The 20,487-nt window shown below is 51.4% G+C and carries 18 protein-coding genes; 15 read left to right on the top strand and 3 right to left on the bottom strand.

Annotation, left to right across the window (positions count from 1 at the left end):
- The first annotated feature begins 168 nt into the window (after positions 1–168).
- The 10 genes from DCC81_RS01315 (at position 169) to DCC81_RS01270 (ending at position 9,415) form a co-directional block, all read left to right on the top strand.
- Complete coding sequence (locus DCC81_RS01315; RefSeq protein ID WP_108684790.1) at positions 169–930, top strand: isoprenyl transferase; 762 nt, start codon at positions 169–171, stop codon at positions 928–930.
- Complete coding sequence (locus DCC81_RS01310) at positions 911–3,673, top strand: BamA/OMP85 family outer membrane protein (protein ID WP_108684789.1); 2,763 nt, start codon at positions 911–913, stop codon at positions 3,671–3,673. The genes DCC81_RS01315 and DCC81_RS01310 overlap by 20 nt, the downstream gene beginning before the upstream one ends.
- 137 nt (positions 3,674–3,810) lie before the next feature.
- Positions 3,811–4,332, top strand: a complete 522-nt coding sequence (locus DCC81_RS01305) for an OmpH family outer membrane protein (RefSeq protein ID WP_108684788.1) — start codon at positions 3,811–3,813, stop codon at positions 4,330–4,332.
- Between the two features lie 31 nt (positions 4,333–4,363).
- The gene (locus DCC81_RS01300) at positions 4,364–4,873 is read left to right on the top strand and encodes an OmpH family outer membrane protein (protein WP_165806391.1); all 510 of its coding nucleotides are present in this window, start codon (positions 4,364–4,366) and stop codon (positions 4,871–4,873) included.
- A gap of 149 nt (positions 4,874–5,022) precedes the next feature.
- Positions 5,023–5,532 (top strand): OmpH family outer membrane protein, encoded by a 510-nt coding sequence (locus tag DCC81_RS01295; RefSeq protein ID WP_108684786.1) that lies wholly within the window; start codon positions 5,023–5,025, stop codon positions 5,530–5,532.
- 372 nt (positions 5,533–5,904) lie between these two features.
- Positions 5,905–6,060, top strand: a complete 156-nt coding sequence (rpmH, locus tag DCC81_RS01290) for a 50S ribosomal protein L34 (protein ID WP_108684785.1) — start codon at positions 5,905–5,907, stop codon at positions 6,058–6,060.
- A 15-nt stretch (positions 6,061–6,075) separates the two neighbouring features.
- The gene (locus DCC81_RS01285; protein WP_108684784.1) at positions 6,076–6,507 is read left to right on the top strand and encodes a ribonuclease P protein component; all 432 of its coding nucleotides are present in this window, start codon (positions 6,076–6,078) and stop codon (positions 6,505–6,507) included.
- A 165-nt stretch (positions 6,508–6,672) separates the two neighbouring features.
- Positions 6,673–6,897 carry a membrane protein insertion efficiency factor YidD gene (yidD, locus tag DCC81_RS01280; RefSeq protein ID WP_108684783.1) on the top strand — a complete coding sequence of 75 codons (225 nt, stop codon included), beginning with the start codon at positions 6,673–6,675 and terminating at the stop codon, positions 6,895–6,897.
- Between the two features lie 53 nt (positions 6,898–6,950).
- Positions 6,951–8,618 carry a S41 family peptidase gene (locus tag DCC81_RS01275; RefSeq protein ID WP_108684782.1) on the top strand — a complete coding sequence of 556 codons (1,668 nt, stop codon included), beginning with the start codon at positions 6,951–6,953 and terminating at the stop codon, positions 8,616–8,618.
- A gap of 35 nt (positions 8,619–8,653) precedes the next feature.
- Positions 8,654–9,415 carry a 3-keto-disaccharide hydrolase gene (locus tag DCC81_RS01270; protein ID WP_108684781.1) on the top strand — a complete coding sequence of 254 codons (762 nt, stop codon included), beginning with the start codon at positions 8,654–8,656 and terminating at the stop codon, positions 9,413–9,415.
- 216 nt (positions 9,416–9,631) lie between these two features.
- Here DCC81_RS01270 and DCC81_RS01265 read toward each other — a convergent pair whose 3' ends face one another.
- Positions 9,632–10,237, bottom strand: a complete 606-nt coding sequence (locus DCC81_RS01265) for a superoxide dismutase (protein ID WP_108684780.1) — start codon at positions 10,235–10,237, stop codon at positions 9,632–9,634.
- 344 nt (positions 10,238–10,581) lie between these two features.
- Between DCC81_RS01265 and DCC81_RS01260 the strand changes: the two genes are divergently transcribed.
- The 3 genes from DCC81_RS01260 to DCC81_RS01250 all read left to right on the top strand — a co-directional run bounded on the left by DCC81_RS01260 (position 10,582) and on the right by DCC81_RS01250 (position 12,877).
- Positions 10,582–11,286: a LuxR C-terminal-related transcriptional regulator gene (locus DCC81_RS01260; RefSeq protein ID WP_108684779.1), complete on the top strand. Its 705-nt coding sequence runs from the start codon at positions 10,582–10,584 to the stop codon at positions 11,284–11,286.
- 180 nt (positions 11,287–11,466) lie between these two features.
- Positions 11,467–11,676 carry a hypothetical protein gene (locus tag DCC81_RS01255; protein ID WP_133177496.1) on the top strand — a complete coding sequence of 70 codons (210 nt, stop codon included), beginning with the start codon at positions 11,467–11,469 and terminating at the stop codon, positions 11,674–11,676.
- A 256-nt stretch (positions 11,677–11,932) separates the two neighbouring features.
- A complete protein-coding gene (locus tag DCC81_RS01250) occupies positions 11,933–12,877 on the top strand; it encodes an SPFH domain-containing protein (protein WP_108684777.1) in 945 nt (314 codons plus the stop codon).
- Between the two features lie 73 nt (positions 12,878–12,950).
- On the opposite strand, the gene DCC81_RS01245 is transcribed toward DCC81_RS01250, so the two are convergent.
- Positions 12,951–13,391, bottom strand: coding sequence for a nucleoside deaminase (locus DCC81_RS01245; RefSeq protein WP_108684776.1), 441 nt, complete (start codon positions 13,389–13,391; stop codon positions 12,951–12,953).
- Positions 13,388–15,499, bottom strand: a complete 2,112-nt coding sequence (ligA, locus tag DCC81_RS01240; RefSeq protein WP_108686431.1) for an NAD-dependent DNA ligase LigA — start codon at positions 15,497–15,499, stop codon at positions 13,388–13,390. The genes DCC81_RS01245 and ligA overlap by 4 nt, the downstream gene beginning before the upstream one ends.
- Before the next feature lie 144 nt (positions 15,500–15,643).
- Here ligA and DCC81_RS01235 point away from each other — a divergent pair, with 144 nt between their 5' ends.
- Both DCC81_RS01235 and DCC81_RS01230 read left to right on the top strand, forming a co-directional pair.
- A complete protein-coding gene (locus DCC81_RS01235; protein WP_317047825.1) occupies positions 15,644–16,405 on the top strand; it encodes an NUDIX hydrolase in 762 nt (253 codons plus the stop codon).
- Between the two features lie 699 nt (positions 16,406–17,104).
- Positions 17,105–20,413 (top strand): methylmalonyl-CoA mutase family protein, encoded by a 3,309-nt coding sequence (locus tag DCC81_RS01230; RefSeq protein WP_108684775.1) that lies wholly within the window; start codon positions 17,105–17,107, stop codon positions 20,411–20,413.
- Positions 20,414–20,487 lie beyond the last annotated feature (74 nt).

The following is a 20,487-nucleotide window of genomic DNA, read 5'->3' as shown; positions in this document are numbered from 1 at the left end:
ATTGTGCATCCGCCAATCCCGTGGTAGTATGAAACCCGTAAGCGGCGGGCCTCTTCCGTTAAAAGTACGTTAAAAGAGGGGGCCGGGGTTGGCTAGAGAGGGCATTCGGGTATTTTTGTATCTTTGCACACTTTTAGTAAAATCTGGTATAATACGCTTTACACACTCATGAGTTTGAAGGAACAATTGGATTTGCAGCGGTTGCCCCGTCATATAGCCATCATCATGGATGGCAATGGCCGTTGGGCAAAAGAGCGGGGGAAAGACCGGCTGTATGGTCACCACGAGGGCGTGGAAAGTGTACGCACCATTGTTGAAGGGTGTGCAGAACTGGGCATCGGTTACCTGACCCTGTACGCGTTTTCCACGGAAAACTGGGACCGCCCTGTGTATGAAGTAAATGGTATCATGGAGCTGCTGGTGAGCACGATCCGCAAGGAAGTGAGCACCCTGTCTAAAAATAATATCCGCCTGCAGGTGATCGGTGACATGGAAATGCTCCCGGCCCAATGCATTACGGAACTCAATGAGGCGATGAGCCTTACTGCCCAAAACACCGGCCTTACCCTGGTAATGGCCCTCAGTTACAGTGCGCGCTGGGAAATTGTGAATGCTGCAAAGAAGATGGCCGAGGATGCAAAATCCGGCAAACTGGATCCCGACACTATTACACCACAAATTTGGCAGCAGTACCTCTGCACCCGGGATATTCCTGATCCGGAGCTCATGATCCGCACCAGCGGTGAATGCCGTATCAGTAATTTCCTGCTCTACCAACTGGCCTACGCGGAACTGTATTTTACCAACACCCGCTGGCCCGACTTCCGCAAAGAACATCTTTACCAGGCCCTCCTAGATTATCAAACCAGAGAAAGGCGTTTTGGCAAAACAAGTGAACAAATACAGCAGAATGAAGAAATTATTTCGTAGCAGCCACCTGCTGGCTACAGCTTTGTGTTGCAGCGTTAGCATAGGTGTGTCTGCCCAGCAGAACGATACGACAGCCCATAAACCGGCAACTGATACCGTTCCTGCTAACAACCTCCCTGCTGAAGCTCCCTTTACTTACGCAAACCCACAAGAGTATGAGATCGCAGATATCACCGTGTCCGGTACCCAATACCTGGATAAGTCCCTGCTCATTTCTATCGCCGGCATTTCCCCCGGCGATAAGGTAGTGTTGCCCGGCGACCACTTTGCCAAAACCATCCAAAGCCTTTGGAGCCAGCGCCTCTTTGCCAACGTAGCCATCAACATCACCAAGATTGAAGGCAACAAGATCTGGCTGGAAATAGACCTGACCGAACGGCCACGCCTGTCTGAATTTGTATTCCACGGTATCAAGAAATCTGAATCAGACGAGATCACCACCAAAGCTTCCCTGCGTAAGGGCAGCGTGGTGACCGAAAGCCTGAAACAAAATACCATCAGCGTGATCCGCCGGTACTATGCAGACAAGGGCTACCGCAACATCAGCGTGGCTTTTGAGGAACAGAACGATCCCCGGCAGACCAACAGCGTAAAACTGATCATCACCGTAAGCAAGGGTGAGAAAGTACATATCCAGAACATCAACATCGTAGGCAATGACGTACTCTCCGACGCTTCCCTGAAAAAGAAAATGAAGGGCACCAAGGAGCAGACCCATTTTACCCTGCACCCTGATGTGGAGCATGCCTACATCGACTCCGCGGACCTGAAAGATACTTACTGGCAGGACTGGGGCTTCCTCACACCCTCCCGCACCTTCCAGGAACTGGATCCCTGGTTCCGCTTCAAACTGTTCAGCTCTTCCAAGTTCAATGACAACAAGTACGCGGACGACAAAGACAAGATGCTGGCGCTGTACAACAGCAAAGGCTACCGCGACGCTGCCATCGTGGACGACACCACCTACTTTACCCGCAACGGTAACCTGAACGTGGACATCCGCGTGGAAGAAGGCAAAAAATACTATTTCGGTAATATCAACTGGAAAGGCAACACCCGCTATCCCGACTCCCTGCTGAACCAGGTGCTGGGTATTAAGAAAGGCGATGTGTACAACATGGAACTGCTGGATAAGCGCATCGGTAAGCAGCTGTCGCCCGAAGGGGGCGCTGATATCAGCTCCCTGTACATGGACAAGGGCTACCTGTTCTTCCACATTGATCCCGTGGAAACCGCCATCCGCAAAGACACCATCGACTTTGAACTGCGCATGACCGAAGGTCCGCAGGCCACCATCAAGGAAGTACGTATAGCCGGTAACGATAAGACCAATGAACACGTGATCCGCCGTGAACTGCGCACCATCCCCGGTGAGAAGTTCAGCCGCGCAGACCTCATGCGTTCCCAGCGCGAAATTTCCGCACTGGGCTTTTTCAACCCCGAGCACATTGAAATGAACCCGGTGCCCCACCTGGAAGATGGTACGGTGGACATCGATTATAAAGTAGAAGAAAAGGCAAACGACCAGCTGGAGCTTTCTGCGGGCTGGGGTGGCTATATTGGCCTCACCGGTACCCTGGGCGTTACCTTTAACAACTTCTCCCTGCGTAATATCTTTAATAAAGAGACCTGGGATCCCTTACCGAGCGGCGACGGGCAGAAACTGTCTGTGCGCGTGTCTTCCAACGGTAAGGCTTACCGCTCTTACAACTTCAGCTTCACCGAGCCTTGGCTGGGCGGTAAGCACCGCAACCAGTTCTCTGTGAACTTCTACAGCAGCTACCAGAACCCGAACGCATATTCCGCGGCGATCTATGGTAAGGCTATTTCCAATAACGCTTACTTTAAAGTACTGGGTGCATCCGTATCCATGGGTAAATCCCTGAAATGGCCGGATGACTACTTCACTTTCATCTATGCGCTGAACTACCAGCAGTATAAGCTGAAGAACTATAACTACTTCAACATTCCCGGCTTTGACAACGGTACGGCAAACAACGTGAGCATTAAGCTGACCCTGGCCCGCAGCTCTGTGAGCCAGCCCATTTTCCCGACCTCCGGTTCCAGCTTCTCCCTGTCTGCCCAGCTGACGCCGCCCTACTCCATGTTCGACCCGAGCAAGGATTACCGCCAGGAGTCACTGAAAGACCAGTTCAGCTTCATCGAATACCAGAAGTACCGCTTCAACGTAGACTGGTATGTGCCGCTGAGCAAGCCGCGCTCTGACAATAAGATGCTGGTACTGCGCCTTGCAGCTAAATATGGTATCATCAGCCGCTACGATAACCGCACAACATTATCACCGTTTGGCCGTTTTGAGCTGGGTGGCGATGGTCTGAGCAACTTTGCGATCTATGACCGTGACATCATTTCCCAGCGTGGGTACCCGGTGTACTACACCAGCGATCCGAAGGTAAACCCGGAAAACGGCCAGCCTACCGGTTATGAGGGCTTCACCGTATTCAATAAATATATCATGGAGCTGCGCTACCCGCTGAGCCTCAACCCAAGTTCCACGATCTTTGGTCTGGCCTTCGTGGAAGCGGCAAACGGTTACCGCACCGTGGAAGATTATAACCCCTTCCGCCTGCGCCGTTCTGCCGGTCTGGGTATGCGCTTTTACCTGCCTATGTTTGGTCTGCTCGGTTTCGACTACGGTATTGGTTTCGACCGCCTGCAGCCCGGTTCCGGCCTGAAAGACGCCGCCAAGTTCACCTTTATGCTGGGCTTCGAACCGGAATAATGACATTGGATTCGTAAGGAAAATTGATATATTGCATATCCAATTTCGGCGGCACGCCATTTGCCTACCCTATCCAAAATGTAACGGGGAGGGAGTGAGAATAGCTGCTTACCTGACCTGTTAAACCTGATCGTAGCATGAAAAAAATGTTATTCACCGCTGCCCTGGTGGTAATGTCTGCCCTGGCAGCCAGCGCCCAGCGCTACTGCGTGATCGATACCAAGTACATCCTGGACCAGATCCCGGATTATAAAGCCGCCCAGAAGCAACTGGATGCCATCGCAGACCAGTGGCAGAAGGAGATAGATGCCAAATTTGCGGAGGTGGATAAGATGTATAAATCCTACCAGGCGGAGCAGGTGATGCTCACCGAAGAGTTGAAACAAAAACGCCAGGATGATATCGTGGCACATGAAAAAGAAGCAAAAGCCCTGCAGCAGAAACGTTTTGGCTACCAGGGAGATCTTTTCAAAAAACGCGAGGAGCTGGTAAAACCCATACAGGATAAGATTTACAACGCGGTGCAGAAAATGGCTGCATCCCACATGTATGATTTTGTACTGGATAAATCCGGTGGTGTAACCGTGCTTTTCTCCGATCCCAAGCTGGATAAAAGCCAGGATATCCTGACCGCACTTGGGGTAAAGCAAGGACAGTAAAACCTAGAATTTTTATCACATAAACATGAGTATGAAGAAGTACGTAAGTGTTGCCCTCGTTGCTTTGTCTGGCCTGTTCAGCGCAACAGCCATGGCACAAAGCAAGATCGGTTACATCAACGCCCAGCAGGTGGTGGAATCCATGCCGGATACTAAAACTGCGCAGGCTACCCTGCAAGCTTTTGCAGAAAGCCTGGACAAGGATGGCAAATCCCTGGTAGACGAGTATCAGGCCCAGGCCCAGGCCTTCCAGGACTCTTCAGCTAAATGGAGCCAGGCGATCCAGCAGACCAAGGCCGCCCAGATCCAGAGCGCACAGAAACGCATTGAAGACTACCGCCAGAGCGCCGAACAGAAGATCGATGCCAAAAAATCCGAAGTACTGAAACCCATCTACGACAAGGCCCGCAAGGCTATTGAAGATGTGGCCAAGGAAAAAGGGTATGCATATGTGATTGACAGCTCTTCCGGTATCCTGCTCACCATGCCTCCCGGCGATGACCTGATGAAGGATGTGAAAGTTAAACTCGGCATAAAATAATTTTTTTGAAAGGGCGTCCTGCGGGTTAAACCGGCAGGACGTTTTTCACGTCAAACACGCAGCATCCCTTGCCTGACCTGAAAATCCGTCCCGCAAGTACATTTTTCCCTTAAATACTAACACAACTTTTTTTAAACACTCAACACATCATGAAGAAGTATGCAATGCTTGCTGTGGTAGCCGTTGCGGGCCTGCTCAGCACTGCTGCGAAAGCACAATCCAAAGTAGCTTACATCAATGCCCAGGCAGTAATTGAAGCAATGCCCGAAGCAAAGAAAGCCTCTGACTCCCTGCAACTGTTCCAGGACCAGCTTGAAAAAGACGGTAAAGGCCTGGTAGACGAGTACACTGCGAAAACAACTGATTTCAACAATAAGGCGGCTTCCATGACCGATAACATGAAGGACATTAAAGCCCGCGAGATCCAGGACGCACAGAAACGTATTGAAGATTACCGCCAGGCTGCTGAGCAGAAGATCGATGCAAAACGTGCTGAGCTGCTGAAACCTATCTACGACAAGGCCCGCAAGGCCATCGAAGATGCTGCCAAAGAAAAAGGTTACACTTACGTGATCGACGGTTCTTCCGGCATCCTGCTGGTTTCTCCTGCTGGTGACGACCTGATGCCCGCTGTAAAAGCGAAACTGGGCATTAAATAAGCTTATTTTCCAGGAAGAAGCGCCCTGCCAGCTGGCAGGGCGCTTCTTCTTTTTGGGAACGACTCAGCGAACTCACCTTTATATGGGAGGGAGATACACCCGGCAATTGCTGGGCGCTTCCTGACGGGCTAGCCAGCCAACTCACTTGGTTCAAGCAGGCACAAGTGCTGTCAATGTTTAACCACCGCTCCTGCGCGGAGTAGCCTCCTGGCTTCGTTTGTCTCCGGCAGGGGGAAAAGTGGCGGGCGGAAATTTTTATTGGGATGAGTCTTTACAATTCGATTTTTTCTCCCTACCTTTGCCTTCCGTTTTAAAACGGGTGGCCCACGGGGCTTTTTTAAAGTATAGTACAGGTAAAAACTAAAAAACAAAATGAAACGTACTTTTCAACCGCATAACAGACGCAGAAAGAGCGTTCATGGCTTCAGACAGAGAATGGAAACTGCTAACGGCCGTAAAGTATTGGCTTCCCGTAGAGCAAAAGGCCGCAAAAAACTGACTGTTTCCGACGAACGTAAGCTGAAATAAGCGTTAGCGGATAAAATAAACTTATTTGCCATTAAGACTTATTCTTTTACCAGGGAAGAAAGGTTAAAGAGCAAAAAACTCATTGAAACGCTTTTTCGCGAAGGAAAAGCGTTTTCTGTTTTTCCCTACCGTATCATTTACCACGCAGGGCCCCTGCCCACGGATGCCTTCCCGGTGCAGGTGGGCTTTACAGCATCGTCCAGGAACTTCCCCCATGCGGTGGACCGCAACCGGGTAAAGCGCCTGGGCAGGGAGTGCTGGCGCCGCCAGAAAGGTGCCCTTTACCAGCTCCTCCGCGATCACCAGCTCCAGGTGGCCGTTTTTTTCGTGTACACAGACAAGCAGATCGCGCCGTACGAAAACCTGTACAAACGTATGGGGCTTGCCATTGAGCGCCTGGGTAAAGCGCTCACAGAAGGCAATGCCGGGGGAGGGCGCCAAGCCTGACCCCCTTGTATTATTGACCGCAGGCCACCTCCTTAACGGCGCCGTGGGCCACCCTTCTCCCTCGGTAAGCTCCTCGTTCCAAACCAAAATGTTAAAATCGCCCGTTGCCCCTTTCATCATTCCCCGCTATCCATTAACTTTACTTCTTAACATTTTACCGAGCAAATGAGCCGCTGGCTGGGATATCCGTTTATTTTCCTGATCAAGTTATACCAGTGGGGTATTTCCCCCCTGCTGGGCGCCAACAAGTGCCGGTACACCCCCACCTGCTCTAATTATGGCATCACTGCCATTAAAAAGTACGGTATATTTAAAGGCGGGTACCTGACCATTAAACGCATTCTGTCCTGCCACCCGTGGGGAGGGCACGGCTATGATCCGGTACCCTGAACCAACACCACAGCAGTCCAGTTGCAATTTATCAATCTAACAATCTAAATACCATGCGCAGGTTCCTGCAACGTTCCCAACTCCTGTTCTTTACGGCTGCCATCTTTCTTTTTACGCTGATGGTTTCGTTCAGACGGGAGGACAAATACTTTGAGATCTCCAAGAACCTCGATATTTTTTCGGCATTTTACCGGGAGCTTAATACCTATTACGTGGACGATCTTTCCGCCCAGCAGCTCATGTACAAAGGCATCAATGCCATGCTGGATGAAACAGACCCTTACACCGACTTTATTCCCGAAGAGAACCTGGACGAACTGAAATTCATGGCCACCGGCAAATACGGCGGGGTAGGCGCATCCATCAATACGGACAGCGAGAAGACCGTGATCAGTGATGTGTATGAAGGCAGCCCTATGTACAAAGCCGGTGTAAAACCCGGTGATATCATCCTTTCCCTGGACGGGCACGATACCAGGGGCATGAAGCAGGACGATGTGAGCAAGCTGCTGAAAGGCCCGTCTGGTACAGTGCTGGACATGCGTACCAAGAACCCGGTAACGGGGGAGGAGAACACCCGCAAGATCACCCGGGAAGAGATCAATGTGAAGCCGGTGAGCTTTTCCGGCATCACCGCCGGTGATATTGGCGTGATAAAAATGAGCCAGTTCACCGAGAACGGGGGCAACCAGGTGCAGGACGCTTTTGAAAAACTGAAGGCATCGCACCCGGGTATGAAAGGCCTCATCCTGGACCTGCGGGGCAATCCCGGCGGCCTGCTGGAAGAAGCGGTGGCAGTGTCCAATATTTTCATTGACAAGAACCGCCTCATTGTAAGCACCCGGGGCCGCATCAAGAACTGGGATCATGATTACAAAACAGAGCACCAGGCCGTGGACCTTACCATGCCCCTGGTCGTGCTTACGAACCACTCCTCTGCCTCCGCATCGGAGATCGTGGCAGGCTCTATCCAGGACCTGGACCGCGGGGTGATCATTGGCCAGCGCTCTTTTGGCAAAGGCCTGGTGCAAACTACGCGCCCCCTGCCCTACAATACCAAACTGAAAGTGACCACCGCAAAATATTATACCCCCAGTGGACGTTGCATACAGGCGATCGATTACTCGCACCGTAATGAAGACGGGGAGGCAGACTTTGTGCCGGATTCCCTGCGCAAAAGCTTTGCTACCCAAGGCGGCCGCGCCGTGCGCGATGGCGGCGGGATAGAACCAGACGACAAAGTGGAGCCTACTTTCCTGAGCCAGGTGGCCGTAACACTGCTGCGCAGGCAATACATTTTTGACTACGCCACCCAGTACTATTACGCTCATCCGCAGGCGCCGCAGCCGGCTACGTTCTCCCTCACGGACGAAGAGTTTGATGGATTTGTGCAGTCGCTGGAAAATAAAGACTACAGCTACAAGACCCGTAGTGAAGAAGCCCTGGAATCGTTTGCCAGCACGGCCCGCCGTGAGAAATACTTTGATGCGGTGAGCGCGGAATACCAGGCCTTACAGGCAAAAATGAAGCACGATAAGAAGCAGGACCTGCTGAAAAATAAAGCGGAGATCAAGCACCTGCTGGAAGAAGAGATCGTGAGCCGTTACTATTTACAACGAGGCCGCATAGAAAGAGGCCTGGCGTGGGATAATGACGTGAAGGAAGCCGTGACCGTACTGCACGATCCACACCAGTACACCATGCTGCTGAAAGGCAAATAAATCCAGTAAATCTATTCTGTAAAATACTACCACGTATGAAGCATAAACTCATTTACTTTACAGGCTTGGCCTTAGTGACAGTTTCTGTTTTTGCGAAGTTGCATCACGAGCAACGGCACATGGGACCTGCTACCACAGCGGCTTCCCAGCCACCGGTAGACAACCAGCTTACCGACAAGGAAAAGGCGGAAGGCTGGCAGCTCCTCTACAACGGGCAAGACCTGCACGGCTGGCGGGCGTATAAGAACCAGCCTGCAGACGCCTGGGTATCTGACGGCGGCACCATCCACTGCCTGGGCGCACAGAACGGCCATCACCGGGTAGACCTGCTTACGGACTCTATGTACGACAGTTTTGTACTGGATGTAGACTGGAAGCTGGCTCCCAAGGCCAATTCCGGCATCCTCTACCTGGTAAACGAAACCCAGCAACAGCCTTACCAGACCGGCCCCGAATACCAGCTGATAGACGATGCCGGCTATCCTGAAAAACTGGAAACCTGGCAGCAGACCGGCGCTAACTATGCCATGGACCCACCCCTTACCCTGGCGGCCAATCCCATAGGTACCTGGAACCACACGCGCATTGTGGTAGATCGCGGCAAAGTAGAACACTGGCTCAATGATAAGCTGGTGGTAAAATACACGCTCTGGACCCCTGAGTGGGAACAGCACAAGGCCACCGGAAAGTGGAAGGACGCTCCTGAATACGCCCTGGCCCACGGTGGGCACATCGACTTCCAGAACCATGGTGATGAGGCTTGGTTTAAGAATGTGAAGGTGAAAAGATTGTACTAGGTCTCAGGTCTTAAGGCTCAGGTACCGGGCGTCACGCAGGGTATCAGGCAGCGACCGGGCAAAAACATATAAAAAGGGACGCTCAATCCAACGATTGAGCGTCCCTTTTTGATAAAATGCCGGTTTAGTACCACTATCAGTGCCTGGTACCTAAGACTTGGGACCTAAGGCCTGATACTGAATTAAAAGCCCAAGCCGCCGGCCTGGGCTTTTAATTTATTTAGCTGCTTCGAAGCGTTTGGTTACTTCAGCCCAGTTTACCACGTTCCAGAAAGCGGTCAGGTATTCGGGGCGGCGGTTCTGGTATTTGAGGTAGTAGGCGTGTTCCCACACGTCGCAACCCAGAATGGGGGTGCCTTTTACTTCTGCTACGTCCATCAGGGGATTGTCCTGGTTAGGAGTGGAAGTTATTTCCAGCTTGCCGTCTTTCACGATCAGCCAGGCCCAGCCTGAACCGAAGCGGGTAGCACCGGCGGTGTTGAATTTCTCCTTGAAGGTATCAAAAGAGCCAAAGGCGCTGTTGATCGCGTCGGCGAGGGCGCCGGTGGGCTGGCCGCCAGCCTTGGGGCCAATGATCTGCCAGAAGAAGCTGTGGTTCCAGTGACCACCACCGTTGTTACGCACAGCGGGGCTGATCTTACCGGCGTTTGCCACCAGTTCTTCCAGGGATTTATTTTCATTTTCTGTACCGGCGATGGCCTTGTTCAGGTTGTCAACATAAGCCTGATGGTGTTTGCCATGGTGGATTTCCATGGTCGTTTTATCGATATGCGGCTCCAGGGCGTCTGTAGCATACGGTAAACTCGGAAGTGTAAATGCCATAACGATGATTTTTGAAGAGTGAAAAAAATACTTTTTGCTTGAGGTGCACCAAATTTACTGCCTTATGAACAAGATGCAAAGAATTGTAATGCACATTTAACAATACGGTAGCCTGGTTTGTTATTCCGGATGAGGCAGGTGCCGTTAGTGGGGAGGGGGAATAAAAAGCGCTTCAACCGGTGTTTTTTGTACTGATTCAGACAATGATTAATTTGGCTGAAAGCCTTGCTCATATTGGTATTTATTTTATATTTACATTAAGTGTTATAACGTTTTATTGCCGGTATTGATTTTCGTATAATCTTTACGGTTAGTTTGTCTATTGTTTGTGTAAAAAAGTACGTATGCAGAAAGACGCCGGTAAGGAGAAGGCTTCTTCCTTTGCTGCATTGCAACAGGAGAATCAGGAATTAAAAGCTAGGGTTCAATGGCTGGAAAGAGTGGTCGATGAAGTACCTGCAATACTTTATGCTTCCAACAACACAAAGAAGACCGTGTACTGGTGTAACGCTGCTATGTGCGAAGCCACCGGGTACACCCTGGAAGAGATGACCGCTATGGGCATGCAGTTTTTCCAGGAGATCATGCACCCTGAAGATTTTGGACTGGCCGAAACGGCAAGACAGTCATTCATGGCCGCCAAAGACGTTTTTGGTGGGGTTACCCGTATACGCCGTAAGGGGTCCAGCACCTGGTACTGGCTGGTGGGGCTGGCCAAGCCATTTAACCGGGATGAAGATGGCAATGTGCAGGATGTGATCTGCTGCTTCCTGGATCTCACGCTGGCCATGGACACCAATTTCCAGCTGAGTGAAGCTATGCGCGAAGTACTGCGCCGCCAGAATGAGAACCAGCTGAACCGCCTTACTTCCCGCGAAAAAGATGTATTTGCCCTGGCTGTACAAGGCAAGAATAATAAAGAGATAGCGGCAGAACTGAACCTGAGCCGCTATACCGTGGAAACGCACCGGAAAAATATCCGCCTCAAACTGAAGGTTCGCAACAGTACGGAACTGGTAGCATTAGCCAAACGGATTGGTTTCCAGTAAAAAATACCACACGTTTGTTATCCCCATTCCCCGCATTTACGGTTTGTCTCTTTCCTGTTGATTTTTAGCGTTTTTCTAAAAATACCCAAGCTTGGGTATTTTCTCGCTTTTAGAAGTCCACTAATTTAGTGGCTAATAAAACGTATAACGAATCAATTGGATGTAAAAGCCCCTATGTCTATGATCACCGACGATAGAGCGTATGAAATTTTGCAAGTAGAAAAAACCGCTTCATCGGAGGAAATACTTGAACAATATGAGCAACTGAAATTGTCATACAAGAAAATGCGTGAGGAAACAGAAGATCTGCGCACCAAATTAGCCTGCCAGCTGAAGCAGATAGAACTGGACGACGCCTTCCTGTACTTGAAAAAAATACAAAAAATATAGCTGACCATATTTTTATCGCATTTCATTCCTTGTGTAGCCCGATTTTCTCCTTTATCCATTGTCGTTCCCCTTCATCCATTGTTTTGTAGTCCCCAAACACAAAGTGCAGGAACACCAGGTGCCCTGGTCTCCACCTCCTTGGCATCCTGCACTTGACCGGCCTCTCTCAATTGTTTGGGATACCCATTATTTGAATACCTGCTAAATGGGTTAGGATTTTATTACTTTTGATGAAATCCTAAACTCCATTTATCGTATGTTCTCATCCACTATTATCATTGTACTGCTCATCATCATCGTCGTGGTGGTCCTGAGCAGTTTTGTAACTGTACAACAGGGAACCATCGCGGTGACCACCGTGTTTGGAAAATACCAGCGCGTCCTGTTTCCCGGCCTCAATTTCAAAATTCCCGTCATTGAAAAAGTTTACAAACGGATCTCTATCCAGAACCGCTCCGTGGAACTGGAATTCCAGGCCATAACCATAGACCAGGCCAATGTATACTTTAAAGCCATGCTGCTCTACTCTGTGCTCAATAACCAGGAAGAGACCATCAAGAATGTGGCATTCAAATTCGTGGACGAAAGAAGCTTTATGCAGGCCCTTATCCGCACCATTGAAGGCTCCATCCGCGGCTTTGTAGCTACCAAAAAACAGGCGGAAGTACTGAGCCTGCGCCGTGACATTACCGAACACGTAAAGGAACAGATAGACCGTGGCCTGGAAGAATGGGGCTACCACCTGCAGGACCTGCAGATGAATGATATTACATTTGACGAAGCCATTATGCGCTCCATGGCCCAGGTAGTGGCATCTAACAACCTGAAGGCCGCTGCAGAAAACGAAGGCCAGGCACTGCTCATTACCAAGACCAAGGCAGCGGAAGCAGAAGGCAACGCCATCAAGATCGCCGCAGAGGCGGAAAGGCAGGCCGCACAGCTGCGTGGCCAGGGCGTGGCCCTCTTCCGCGAAGAAGTGGCTAAAGGTATGACCATGGCAGCCCGTGAAATGCAGCAGGCAGACCTGGATACCTCTGTGATCCTGTTTTCCATGTGGACGGAAGCTATCAAGAACTTTGCGGAAAATTCCAAAGGCAATGTGATCTTCCTGGATGGATCTTCCGAAGGCATGGATCACACCATGAAGCAACTCATCGCGATGAACAAATTGCAGCAGAACAATACCGGCACTGGCAGGTAACCGTGTTGCTGATATAACGCAAAGCCCGGACCACATGGCTGGTCCGGGCTTTTATTTTTTGTAAGGATACCAATTAATTCCTGCGCTGCTGGAAAAATGTTTTCATCAGCTGCAGGCTCTCTTCTGTGCAGGGCCCCTGTTCCAGTTTGGTTTTGGGATGGAAGGGGTTTGTTTGCCCGGTGGCGCGGCGGTAGCTGTTCTTCTCATCCGGGGCGGCATATACAATGCGGCCTATTTTGCTCCAGTACAACGCGCCCGCGCACATGAGGCAGGGCTCCACGGTTACATACAGGGTGGCATCCATCAGGTACTTGCTGCCCAGGTAATTGAACGCCGCGGTAAGGGCTATCATTTCTGCGTGTGCGGTGCAGTCATTGAGCATTTCCACCTGGTTGTGGCCGCGGCCTATCACCTGGTTATTGGCCACCACTACGGCGCCAATGGGCACTTCCCCGGCATCAAAGGCCTTGCGGGCTTCGCGCATGGCCTGCTGCATAAAAAATTCGTCGGTCATGCTTCGCTGTTAATGAGGGCAATAAATTCGTCTTCACTGAGAATATGCACGGTGTTGATCTTCTTGGCTTTTTCCAGTTTGCTGCCGGCGTCTTCACCTACCACCAGGTAATTAAGCTTACTGCTTACACTGCCCAGCAGCTTGCCGCCGTGGGCTTCCACCATGGCCTCGGCGTCGGCGCGTTTCAGCTTGGAAAGGGTGCCGGTGAAGAGGAAGGTTTGCCCGCTAAGGTTGCCTTCCACAGGGGCCGCGCTTTTCGTATTGACCAGCGAAACGCCCAGCTGTTCCAGCCTTTGCAGCATGTGAATGTTATCCTGGTTGCGGAAGAACTGCACAATGCTGCCCACTACCTTGGGCCCGATGTCTTCCAGCGTAAGCAGGGCTTCTTCACTGCGCTGCCGGAGGTCCAGCAGGTGGGATACGCTGTTGGCCAGGGTCTTGGCCGTGGTTTCACCCACATAGCGTATGCCCAGGCCATAAATAAGGCGGTGCAATGGCTGGCTTTTAGACGCCTCGATGGCGGCTTCCAGGTTCGACAAAGATTTTTTGCCAAAGCCTTCCAGCTTGCCTATTTTCTCAAAATCCAGTTCGTAAATGCCGGGTATGTCTTTCAACAGTTGCAGGCTGTAGAACTTGCGCACATTGCTCTCACCAAAGCTGCGGATGTCCATGGCGTCCTTGCTGACAAAGTGAATGATGCGCTCTACCACCTGTGCTTCACAATTGATATTGATGCAGCGCCATACGCTTTCGCCCTCCGGCTTGTACAGCGGGTCGTGGCACACGGGGCAAACTGTGGGGAACACAATATCTTTTTCATCACCGGTGCGCAGGTCCGGGATGGAGGCTACCAGGTAGGGGATCACATCACCGGCGCGTTCTACCAGCACCATGTCGCCGATCTTCACGTCTTTTTCGCGGATCATTTCTTCATTGTGAAGGGAAATGGAACCCACCATTACGCCCCCAATGGCTACGGGGTCAATTTTGGCCACCGGTGTAATGGCGCCGGTGCGGCCCACCTGGAACTCTACGTGGCGCAGGCGGCTGGTGGCCTGGCGGGCTTTGAACTTGTAGGCAATGGCCCAGCGCGGATGATGGGAGGTCATGCCCAGCTGGTCCTGCAGCGCATAGTCATTCACCTTGATCACCATGCCGTCAATTTCATAGGGCAGGTCGTCCCGGTGCTGTTCATAATCCAGCACGTGCGCTATCACGGCCTGTATGCCTTTTACTACTTTCTTTTCTTTGGAAGGGCTGCGCAAACCCAGGTGGGTAAAGAGGTCCAGTGTATTGCTGTGGGTTAGTATTTCCTTGGGCTCCTTTTTACCATCGATCATGGTATGGTAGCTCATATGGTAGAGGAATACTTCCAGGCCACGCTTTGCCACTTCACGGGGATCTACCATGCGCAGGGAGCCGGAGGCCGCGTTGCGGGGATTGGCCAGCACGGGCAGGCCTTCCGCGCTGCGCTGCTCATTGAACGCGCGGAAAGTTTTTTTATTGATCATGGCTTCCCCACGGATCTCTATGGTGTGGATGCCGTATTCGGAAAAGGCCGCGGATAACGGCACAGAGCGGATCTGCTTGATGTTGGTCGTGATATCATCCCCCGCCACCCCATCGCCACGGGTGGCGCCGCGCACCAGCAGGTCGTTTTCATAAATGAGGGAAATACTGGCCCCGTCAAACTTGGGCTCTATGCAGTATTCAATTTCAGGCAGGCCGCTGGCCTCGCGGGCTTTGCGGTCCCAGTCCAGCAGGTCATCGGCATTGTAAGAGTTCTCCAGGCTTAGCATGGGCACCAGGTGCTGCACGGTGGGGAAGGCGCTGGTAAGGCCCAGGGCCACACGTTGGGTGGGCGAGTCCGGGCTTACTTTATCAGGATGCGCTGCTTCCAGTTGCTTCAGCCAGGCAAAGAGCTGGTCATATTCATTATCGCTCAGTACCGGGCTACTTTGCACATAGTAGCGGTAATCATTGTAGCGGAGCACGCGGCGCAGGTCTTCCAGCGTATCATCCAGGGAGGTGGCGTTATGGGTGGCCACCTGTGCCAGCAGCTGCCTGGCACGCGCGGTGAGCTCTAGTTCTATGTCTTTGGTGTACATGGCGTAAAGGTAAAAATTGTACAATGTACTCTATACAAGGTACAATGATAAATTCTATGCACAGCGGTTGTAGTTAAAAATGAAAAACATCCGGTGAAGGGTGTTTTCGTGTCAATAATATAACCTTGAACAGTATGATCTCAAATGAAAACGTACATTATCTCTTGTATAGAGTACATTGTACAATATTTTTCTTATCTTAAATTCAATTCCGCGTTATTTAATTCCACGTATATGGTTGCCCACAACCTTTCCGGCCATCAGGAGCGCCCTGATATGGACTCCTTTTGCAGCCTTGCTGTATCTGTCGATTGTGTCATTTTTGGATCTGACCAGGATCAATTAAAGGTGTTACTCATGCCGTGCCACGAACCCGGGCATCAAGGTCAGTGGATCTTACCCGGGGACACTGTGCAGGTGCAGGAAGAACTGGATGCAGCGGCCCATCGTGTTTCACAAACCATTGCGGGAACGGACTTTCCCCACCTGAGCCAGTTGCAGGCTTTTGGCAGCGTGCAGCGCCATCCTGCGGCCCGGGTGATCAGCGTGGCTTACTACACCCTGGTGCACCTGCGGGAAAATAATTTTCCCCTGCCGGGTGAACTACGTTGGTTCCTGCTGAAGGACCTGCCTGCGCTGGCATTTGACCACGGTACTATTGTAACAGCAGCCCGCGACCGCCTGCAGCAGAAGTTGCAGGAGCAGCCACCAGACCTGCGTTTGTTGCCCCGCCGCTTTTCCTTCCGCGAGTTGCAGGACCTTTATGAGGCCGTGCTGGATCACAAACTGGACCGGCGCAACTTCCGTAAAAAAGTACTGGCCATGAACCTGCTGGTAGACCTGCATGAAGCAGAGAGCAATGTGTCTCACCGGCCTGCTAAGATCTATGGGCGCCAGCCAGACTAAGGCCTTGTAGCCGATGGCGATGTTATCACAATGGTGTGTTTCTATGCGGTTGCAATATCCCGCTGTGGTATTTTTATGCCTTTTACTATAAATTTTTTCTCTCCCCTCTTTGTGCTATGCAAATGCCTGTTCTTTTCTTTGGCGTCCACTTTGTTTACTAAAACGATTTACCGGACCGGAAATGCCAACAGTGGCTTCAGCAAGCTAAACTATTGCCAGGCGCAGCTACTTTGCGCCATTTTTACCATAAGTGTAAAACCTACAACTATTCTGCATTTGAGCCGATGGGGCTGAAAAATAAATAACACGAAAAATTTGTTTTTAACAATTTTTTAGGTTAAGATTGTGTAAAATATACGCAACACGTTTTAAGGAAGTAGTTTTTCTAAGCAGAAAGTCTGTAACTCGATCATACGCAATCAACCAGATTAAATTTTTTCTCAATCTATAGCTGATTATAATTCCACGTTATGAAATACCAGATGGTGTACTTTTAAGTATGTACTGGTGACCGTTATTACATTATTCCCTCACACAAGCCGTGTGAGGGAATTTTTTTTTGCGGGGCCTGCAACGGATTGTAATGGCCTGAAACCCGCCACCATTATAGCTTGCACCGCTATCCACCTAACTTTTGTACCTTGTGTGCCGGCAACTTCCACGTTACCACTATTAATTAAAATCATTCTCACCACACCCATGTCTTATACACCAAAACACCAGGTGCGCCTGGTTACGGCAGCCGCTCTCTTTGACGGCCACGACGCCGCGATTAATATTATGCGCCGCATCATGCAAAGCAAAGGCGCAGAAGTGATCCACCTGGGCCATAACCGCGCCGCGGAAGAAATTGTAGACTGCGCCATCCAGGAGGATGCGCAGGGCATAGCCGTTACCTCCTACCAAGGTGGCCACGTAGAGTTTTTCAAATACATGTATGACCTGCTGCGCCAAAAGGGCTGTGGGCACATTAAAATATTTGGCGGCGGTGGCGGCACTATCCTGCCGGATGAAATAAAAGAACTGCACGCCTACGGCATTGCCCGTCTGTACTCCCCGGACGATGGGCGGCATATGGGCCTGGAAGGCATGATAGAAGACCTCATCCGCCAGTGTGATTTTGAAACAGTAAGCTCGCTCAATGGTGAATTGAAGGGCCTGCCCGGGAAAGACGCAAAACTGATCGCACAGGCCATCACCCTGGCAGAAAATAAACACCCGCTGCCGTTAGCGCCTGCAGAAACAGCCAAGACCATACCGGTGCTGGGCATTACCGGTACCGGTGGCGCGGGCAAGAGCAGTGTCACCGATGAGCTGGTGCGCCGCTACCTGGGCCGTTTTCCTGGCAAGACCATTGCCGTGGTGTCGGTAGATCCTTCCAAGAAAAAAACAGGCGGGGCCCTGCTGGGAGACCGCATCCGCATGAATGCCATCCACCATCCCCGCGCCTACATGCGCTCCCTGGCCACGCGCGAAAGTGATAAAGCCATCAGTGAGCATATCCAGGAGGCCGTGGATATCTGCAAGCTGGCCGGCTTTGATTTTATCATCCTGGAAACTTCCGGCATTGGCCAGAGCGATACGGTGATCACCGGGCATTGCGATGTATCGCTGTATGTGATGACGCCGGAATATGGTGCGGCATCACAGTTAGAGAAGATCAATATGCTGGACTATGCAGATGTAATAGCCATCAACAAGTTTGATAAGGCCGGTGCACTGGATGCACTGCACGACGTGGCCAAACAATACAAGCGCAACCACGGCCTGTGGAGCGCAAAGGATGAACAGCTGCCCGTGATAGGCACCATTGCATCGCAATTCAATGATGCAGGGGTGAACCAGTTGTTTGAAAAACTGATGCAGGTGATAGGGGAGAAGACCCACGTAACCTTTGGCGAAGCTGCTACCAGCGCAGGCCCTGGAGGTACTACACGTTCCCTCATCATTCCACCTGCGCGCGTGCGCTACCTGGCAGAGATTGCAGAAACGCTGGACCAGGACAATGCCTGGCTGGAAGAGCAATGTGCCCTGGCTACGCAATGGTACCAGCTGGAAGGCGTGCTGCAGCTCACTAACCATGCAGCATTGCAGGACATCAAAGTAAATATTGAGCAGCAGTTGTCGCCGGAGAGCCGTGCGCTCATTACCAACTGGCCCAATGTGGTAGAGCAGTACCATGCAGACAACTATATTTTTAAAGTGCGCGACAAGGAAATAAAACTGCCCCTGTACACGGAAAGCCTTTCCGGTAGCCGCATCCGCAAGATCAGCCTTCCCACTTATAAAGACTGGGGCGACCTGCTGCGCTGGCAGCGGAAGGAAAACCTCCCAGGGGAATATCCTTACACGGCAGGCGTGTTCCCGTTAAAGCGCGAAGGCGAAGACCCCACGCGCATGTTTGCCGGGGAAGGTGGCCCTGAGCGCACTAACAAACGCTTCCACTACGTATCACTGGACCAGCCGGCAAAGCGCCTGTCCACCGCGTTTGACAGCGTAACCCTTTACGGGGAGGATCCCGCCGTGCGCCCGGATATTTATGGAAAGATCGGCAACTCCGGTGTGAGCATTGCCACCGTGGATGATGCAAAGAAATTGTACAGTGGCTTTGACCTGTGCGATCCCAAAACATCGGTGTCCATGACCATCAATGGCCCGGCGCCGGTGCTGCTGGCATTTTTCATGAATGCGGCCATTGACCAGCAGTGTGAAAAATATATCACGGAAAATGGTTGGTGGGACCAGGTGAATGCCACCCTACAAAAACAAGCTACCCTACCCCATTACCATGGTAACCTGCCGGCGGGCAATGATGGCCTGGGCCTGCGCCTGCTGGGCGTTTCCGGCGATGCAGTGCTGGAGCCAGCAGTTTATCAAAAACTGAAAGCACAGGCATTGAGCACGGTACGGGGCACCGTGCAGGCAGATATCCTGAAAGAAGACCAGGCACAGAACACCTGCATCTTCTCCACGGAATTTGCCCTGAAACTGATGGGCGATGTGCAGGAATATTTCATCCGAGAAAAGGTGCGCAACTTTTATTCCGTAAGCATTTCCGGCTACCATATTGCAGAAGCCGGGGCCAATCCCATTACCCAACTGGCCTTTACATTGGCCAATGGGTTTACTTACGTGGAGTATTACCTGAGCCGGGGCATGCACATTGATGATTTTGCGCCCAACCTTTCTTTCTTCTTCAGCAATGGCATGGACCCTGAATATGCCGTGATAGGCCGCGTGGCCCGCCGCATCTGGTCCAGGGCCATCCGGCATAGATACAAAGGCAACGACCGCTCCCAGAAACTGAAGTACCATATTCAAACCTCTGGCCGCAGCCTGCATGCGCAGGAGATAGACTTCAACGATATCCGCACCACCCTGCAGGCATTGTATGCTATTTATGATAATTGCAATTCCCTGCACACCAATGCCTATGATGAAGCCATTACCACGCCCACGGAAGAAAGCGTGCGCCGCGCCATGGCCATCCAGTTGATCATTAACCGTGAGCTGGGCACCGCAAAGAATGAAAACCCGCTGCAGGGTTCCTTCTTCATTGAAGAACTGACAGACCTGGTGGAAGAGGCTGTGCTGGCGGAGTTTCGCCGTATCACAGAACGGGGAGGCGTGCTGGGCGCCATGGAGCGCATGTACCAGCGCAACAAGATCCAGGAAGAAAGCCTGCACTATGAATCCATGAAGCACACGGGGGAGTATCCCATCATTGGCGTAAATACATTCCTGAACAAGAACGGCTCACCTACCATCATTCCACAGGAAGTGATCCGCTCTACCAGCGAGGAAAAGGACTTCCAGATCCACACCCTGCAGGCATTCCAAAAACGCCACGTGGATAAAAGTGACGCCATGCTGCAACGGCTGCAACAAGTGGCGGTGTCAAACGGGAACCTGTTTGAAGAACTGATGGAAACCGTGAAATACTGCAGTCTTGGCCAGATCACGCATGCGCTGTATGAAGTGGGCGGGCAGTACCGGCGCAACATGTAGTGTTAAATAAATATTAAGCCTTAAAGGCCGCGGTAGCTTGCGTACGGCGTTGGCTAACTTTAAAACTTTCGTTT

The sequence above is a fragment of the Chitinophaga parva genome (assembly GCF_003071345.1).
Taxonomy (GTDB): domain Bacteria; phylum Bacteroidota; class Bacteroidia; order Chitinophagales; family Chitinophagaceae; genus Chitinophaga; species Chitinophaga parva.
Note: the sequence above shows the minus strand (reverse complement) of the source record. Positions and strands in the feature narration are given on the sequence as shown.

Coding starts and splice junctions, on each gene's coding strand:
- DCC81_RS01310 (WP_108684789.1), top strand. CDS start 911: ATGAAGAAATTATTTCGTAGCAGCCACCTGCTGGCTACAGCTTTGTGT.
- DCC81_RS01300 (WP_165806391.1), top strand. CDS start 4,364: ATGAAGAAGTACGTAAGTGTTGCCCTCGTTGCTTTGTCTGGCCTGTTC.
- DCC81_RS01270 (WP_108684781.1), top strand. CDS start 8,654: ATGAAGCATAAACTCATTTACTTTACAGGCTTGGCCTTAGTGACAGTT.
- DCC81_RS01230 (WP_108684775.1), top strand. CDS start 17,105: ATGTCTTATACACCAAAACACCAGGTGCGCCTGGTTACGGCAGCCGCT.
- DCC81_RS01315 (WP_108684790.1), top strand. CDS start 169: ATGAGTTTGAAGGAACAATTGGATTTGCAGCGGTTGCCCCGTCATATA.
- DCC81_RS01295 (WP_108684786.1), top strand. CDS start 5,023: ATGAAGAAGTATGCAATGCTTGCTGTGGTAGCCGTTGCGGGCCTGCTC.
- rpmH (WP_108684785.1), top strand. CDS start 5,905: ATGAAACGTACTTTTCAACCGCATAACAGACGCAGAAAGAGCGTTCAT.
- DCC81_RS01250 (WP_108684777.1), top strand. CDS start 11,933: ATGTTCTCATCCACTATTATCATTGTACTGCTCATCATCATCGTCGTG.
- DCC81_RS01305 (WP_108684788.1), top strand. CDS start 3,811: ATGAAAAAAATGTTATTCACCGCTGCCCTGGTGGTAATGTCTGCCCTG.
- DCC81_RS01255 (WP_133177496.1), top strand. CDS start 11,467: ATGATCACCGACGATAGAGCGTATGAAATTTTGCAAGTAGAAAAAACC.
- yidD (WP_108684783.1), top strand. CDS start 6,673: ATGAGCCGCTGGCTGGGATATCCGTTTATTTTCCTGATCAAGTTATAC.
- DCC81_RS01245 (WP_108684776.1), bottom strand. CDS start 13,391: ATGACCGACGAATTTTTTATGCAGCAGGCCATGCGCGAAGCCCGCAAG.
- DCC81_RS01275 (WP_108684782.1), top strand. CDS start 6,951: ATGCGCAGGTTCCTGCAACGTTCCCAACTCCTGTTCTTTACGGCTGCC.
- DCC81_RS01235 (WP_317047825.1), top strand. CDS start 15,644: ATGAAAACGTACATTATCTCTTGTATAGAGTACATTGTACAATATTTT.
- DCC81_RS01265 (WP_108684780.1), bottom strand. CDS start 10,237: ATGGCATTTACACTTCCGAGTTTACCGTATGCTACAGACGCCCTGGAG.
- DCC81_RS01260 (WP_108684779.1), top strand. CDS start 10,582: ATGCAGAAAGACGCCGGTAAGGAGAAGGCTTCTTCCTTTGCTGCATTG.
- ligA (WP_108686431.1), bottom strand. CDS start 15,499: ATGTACACCAAAGACATAGAACTAGAGCTCACCGCGCGTGCCAGGCAG.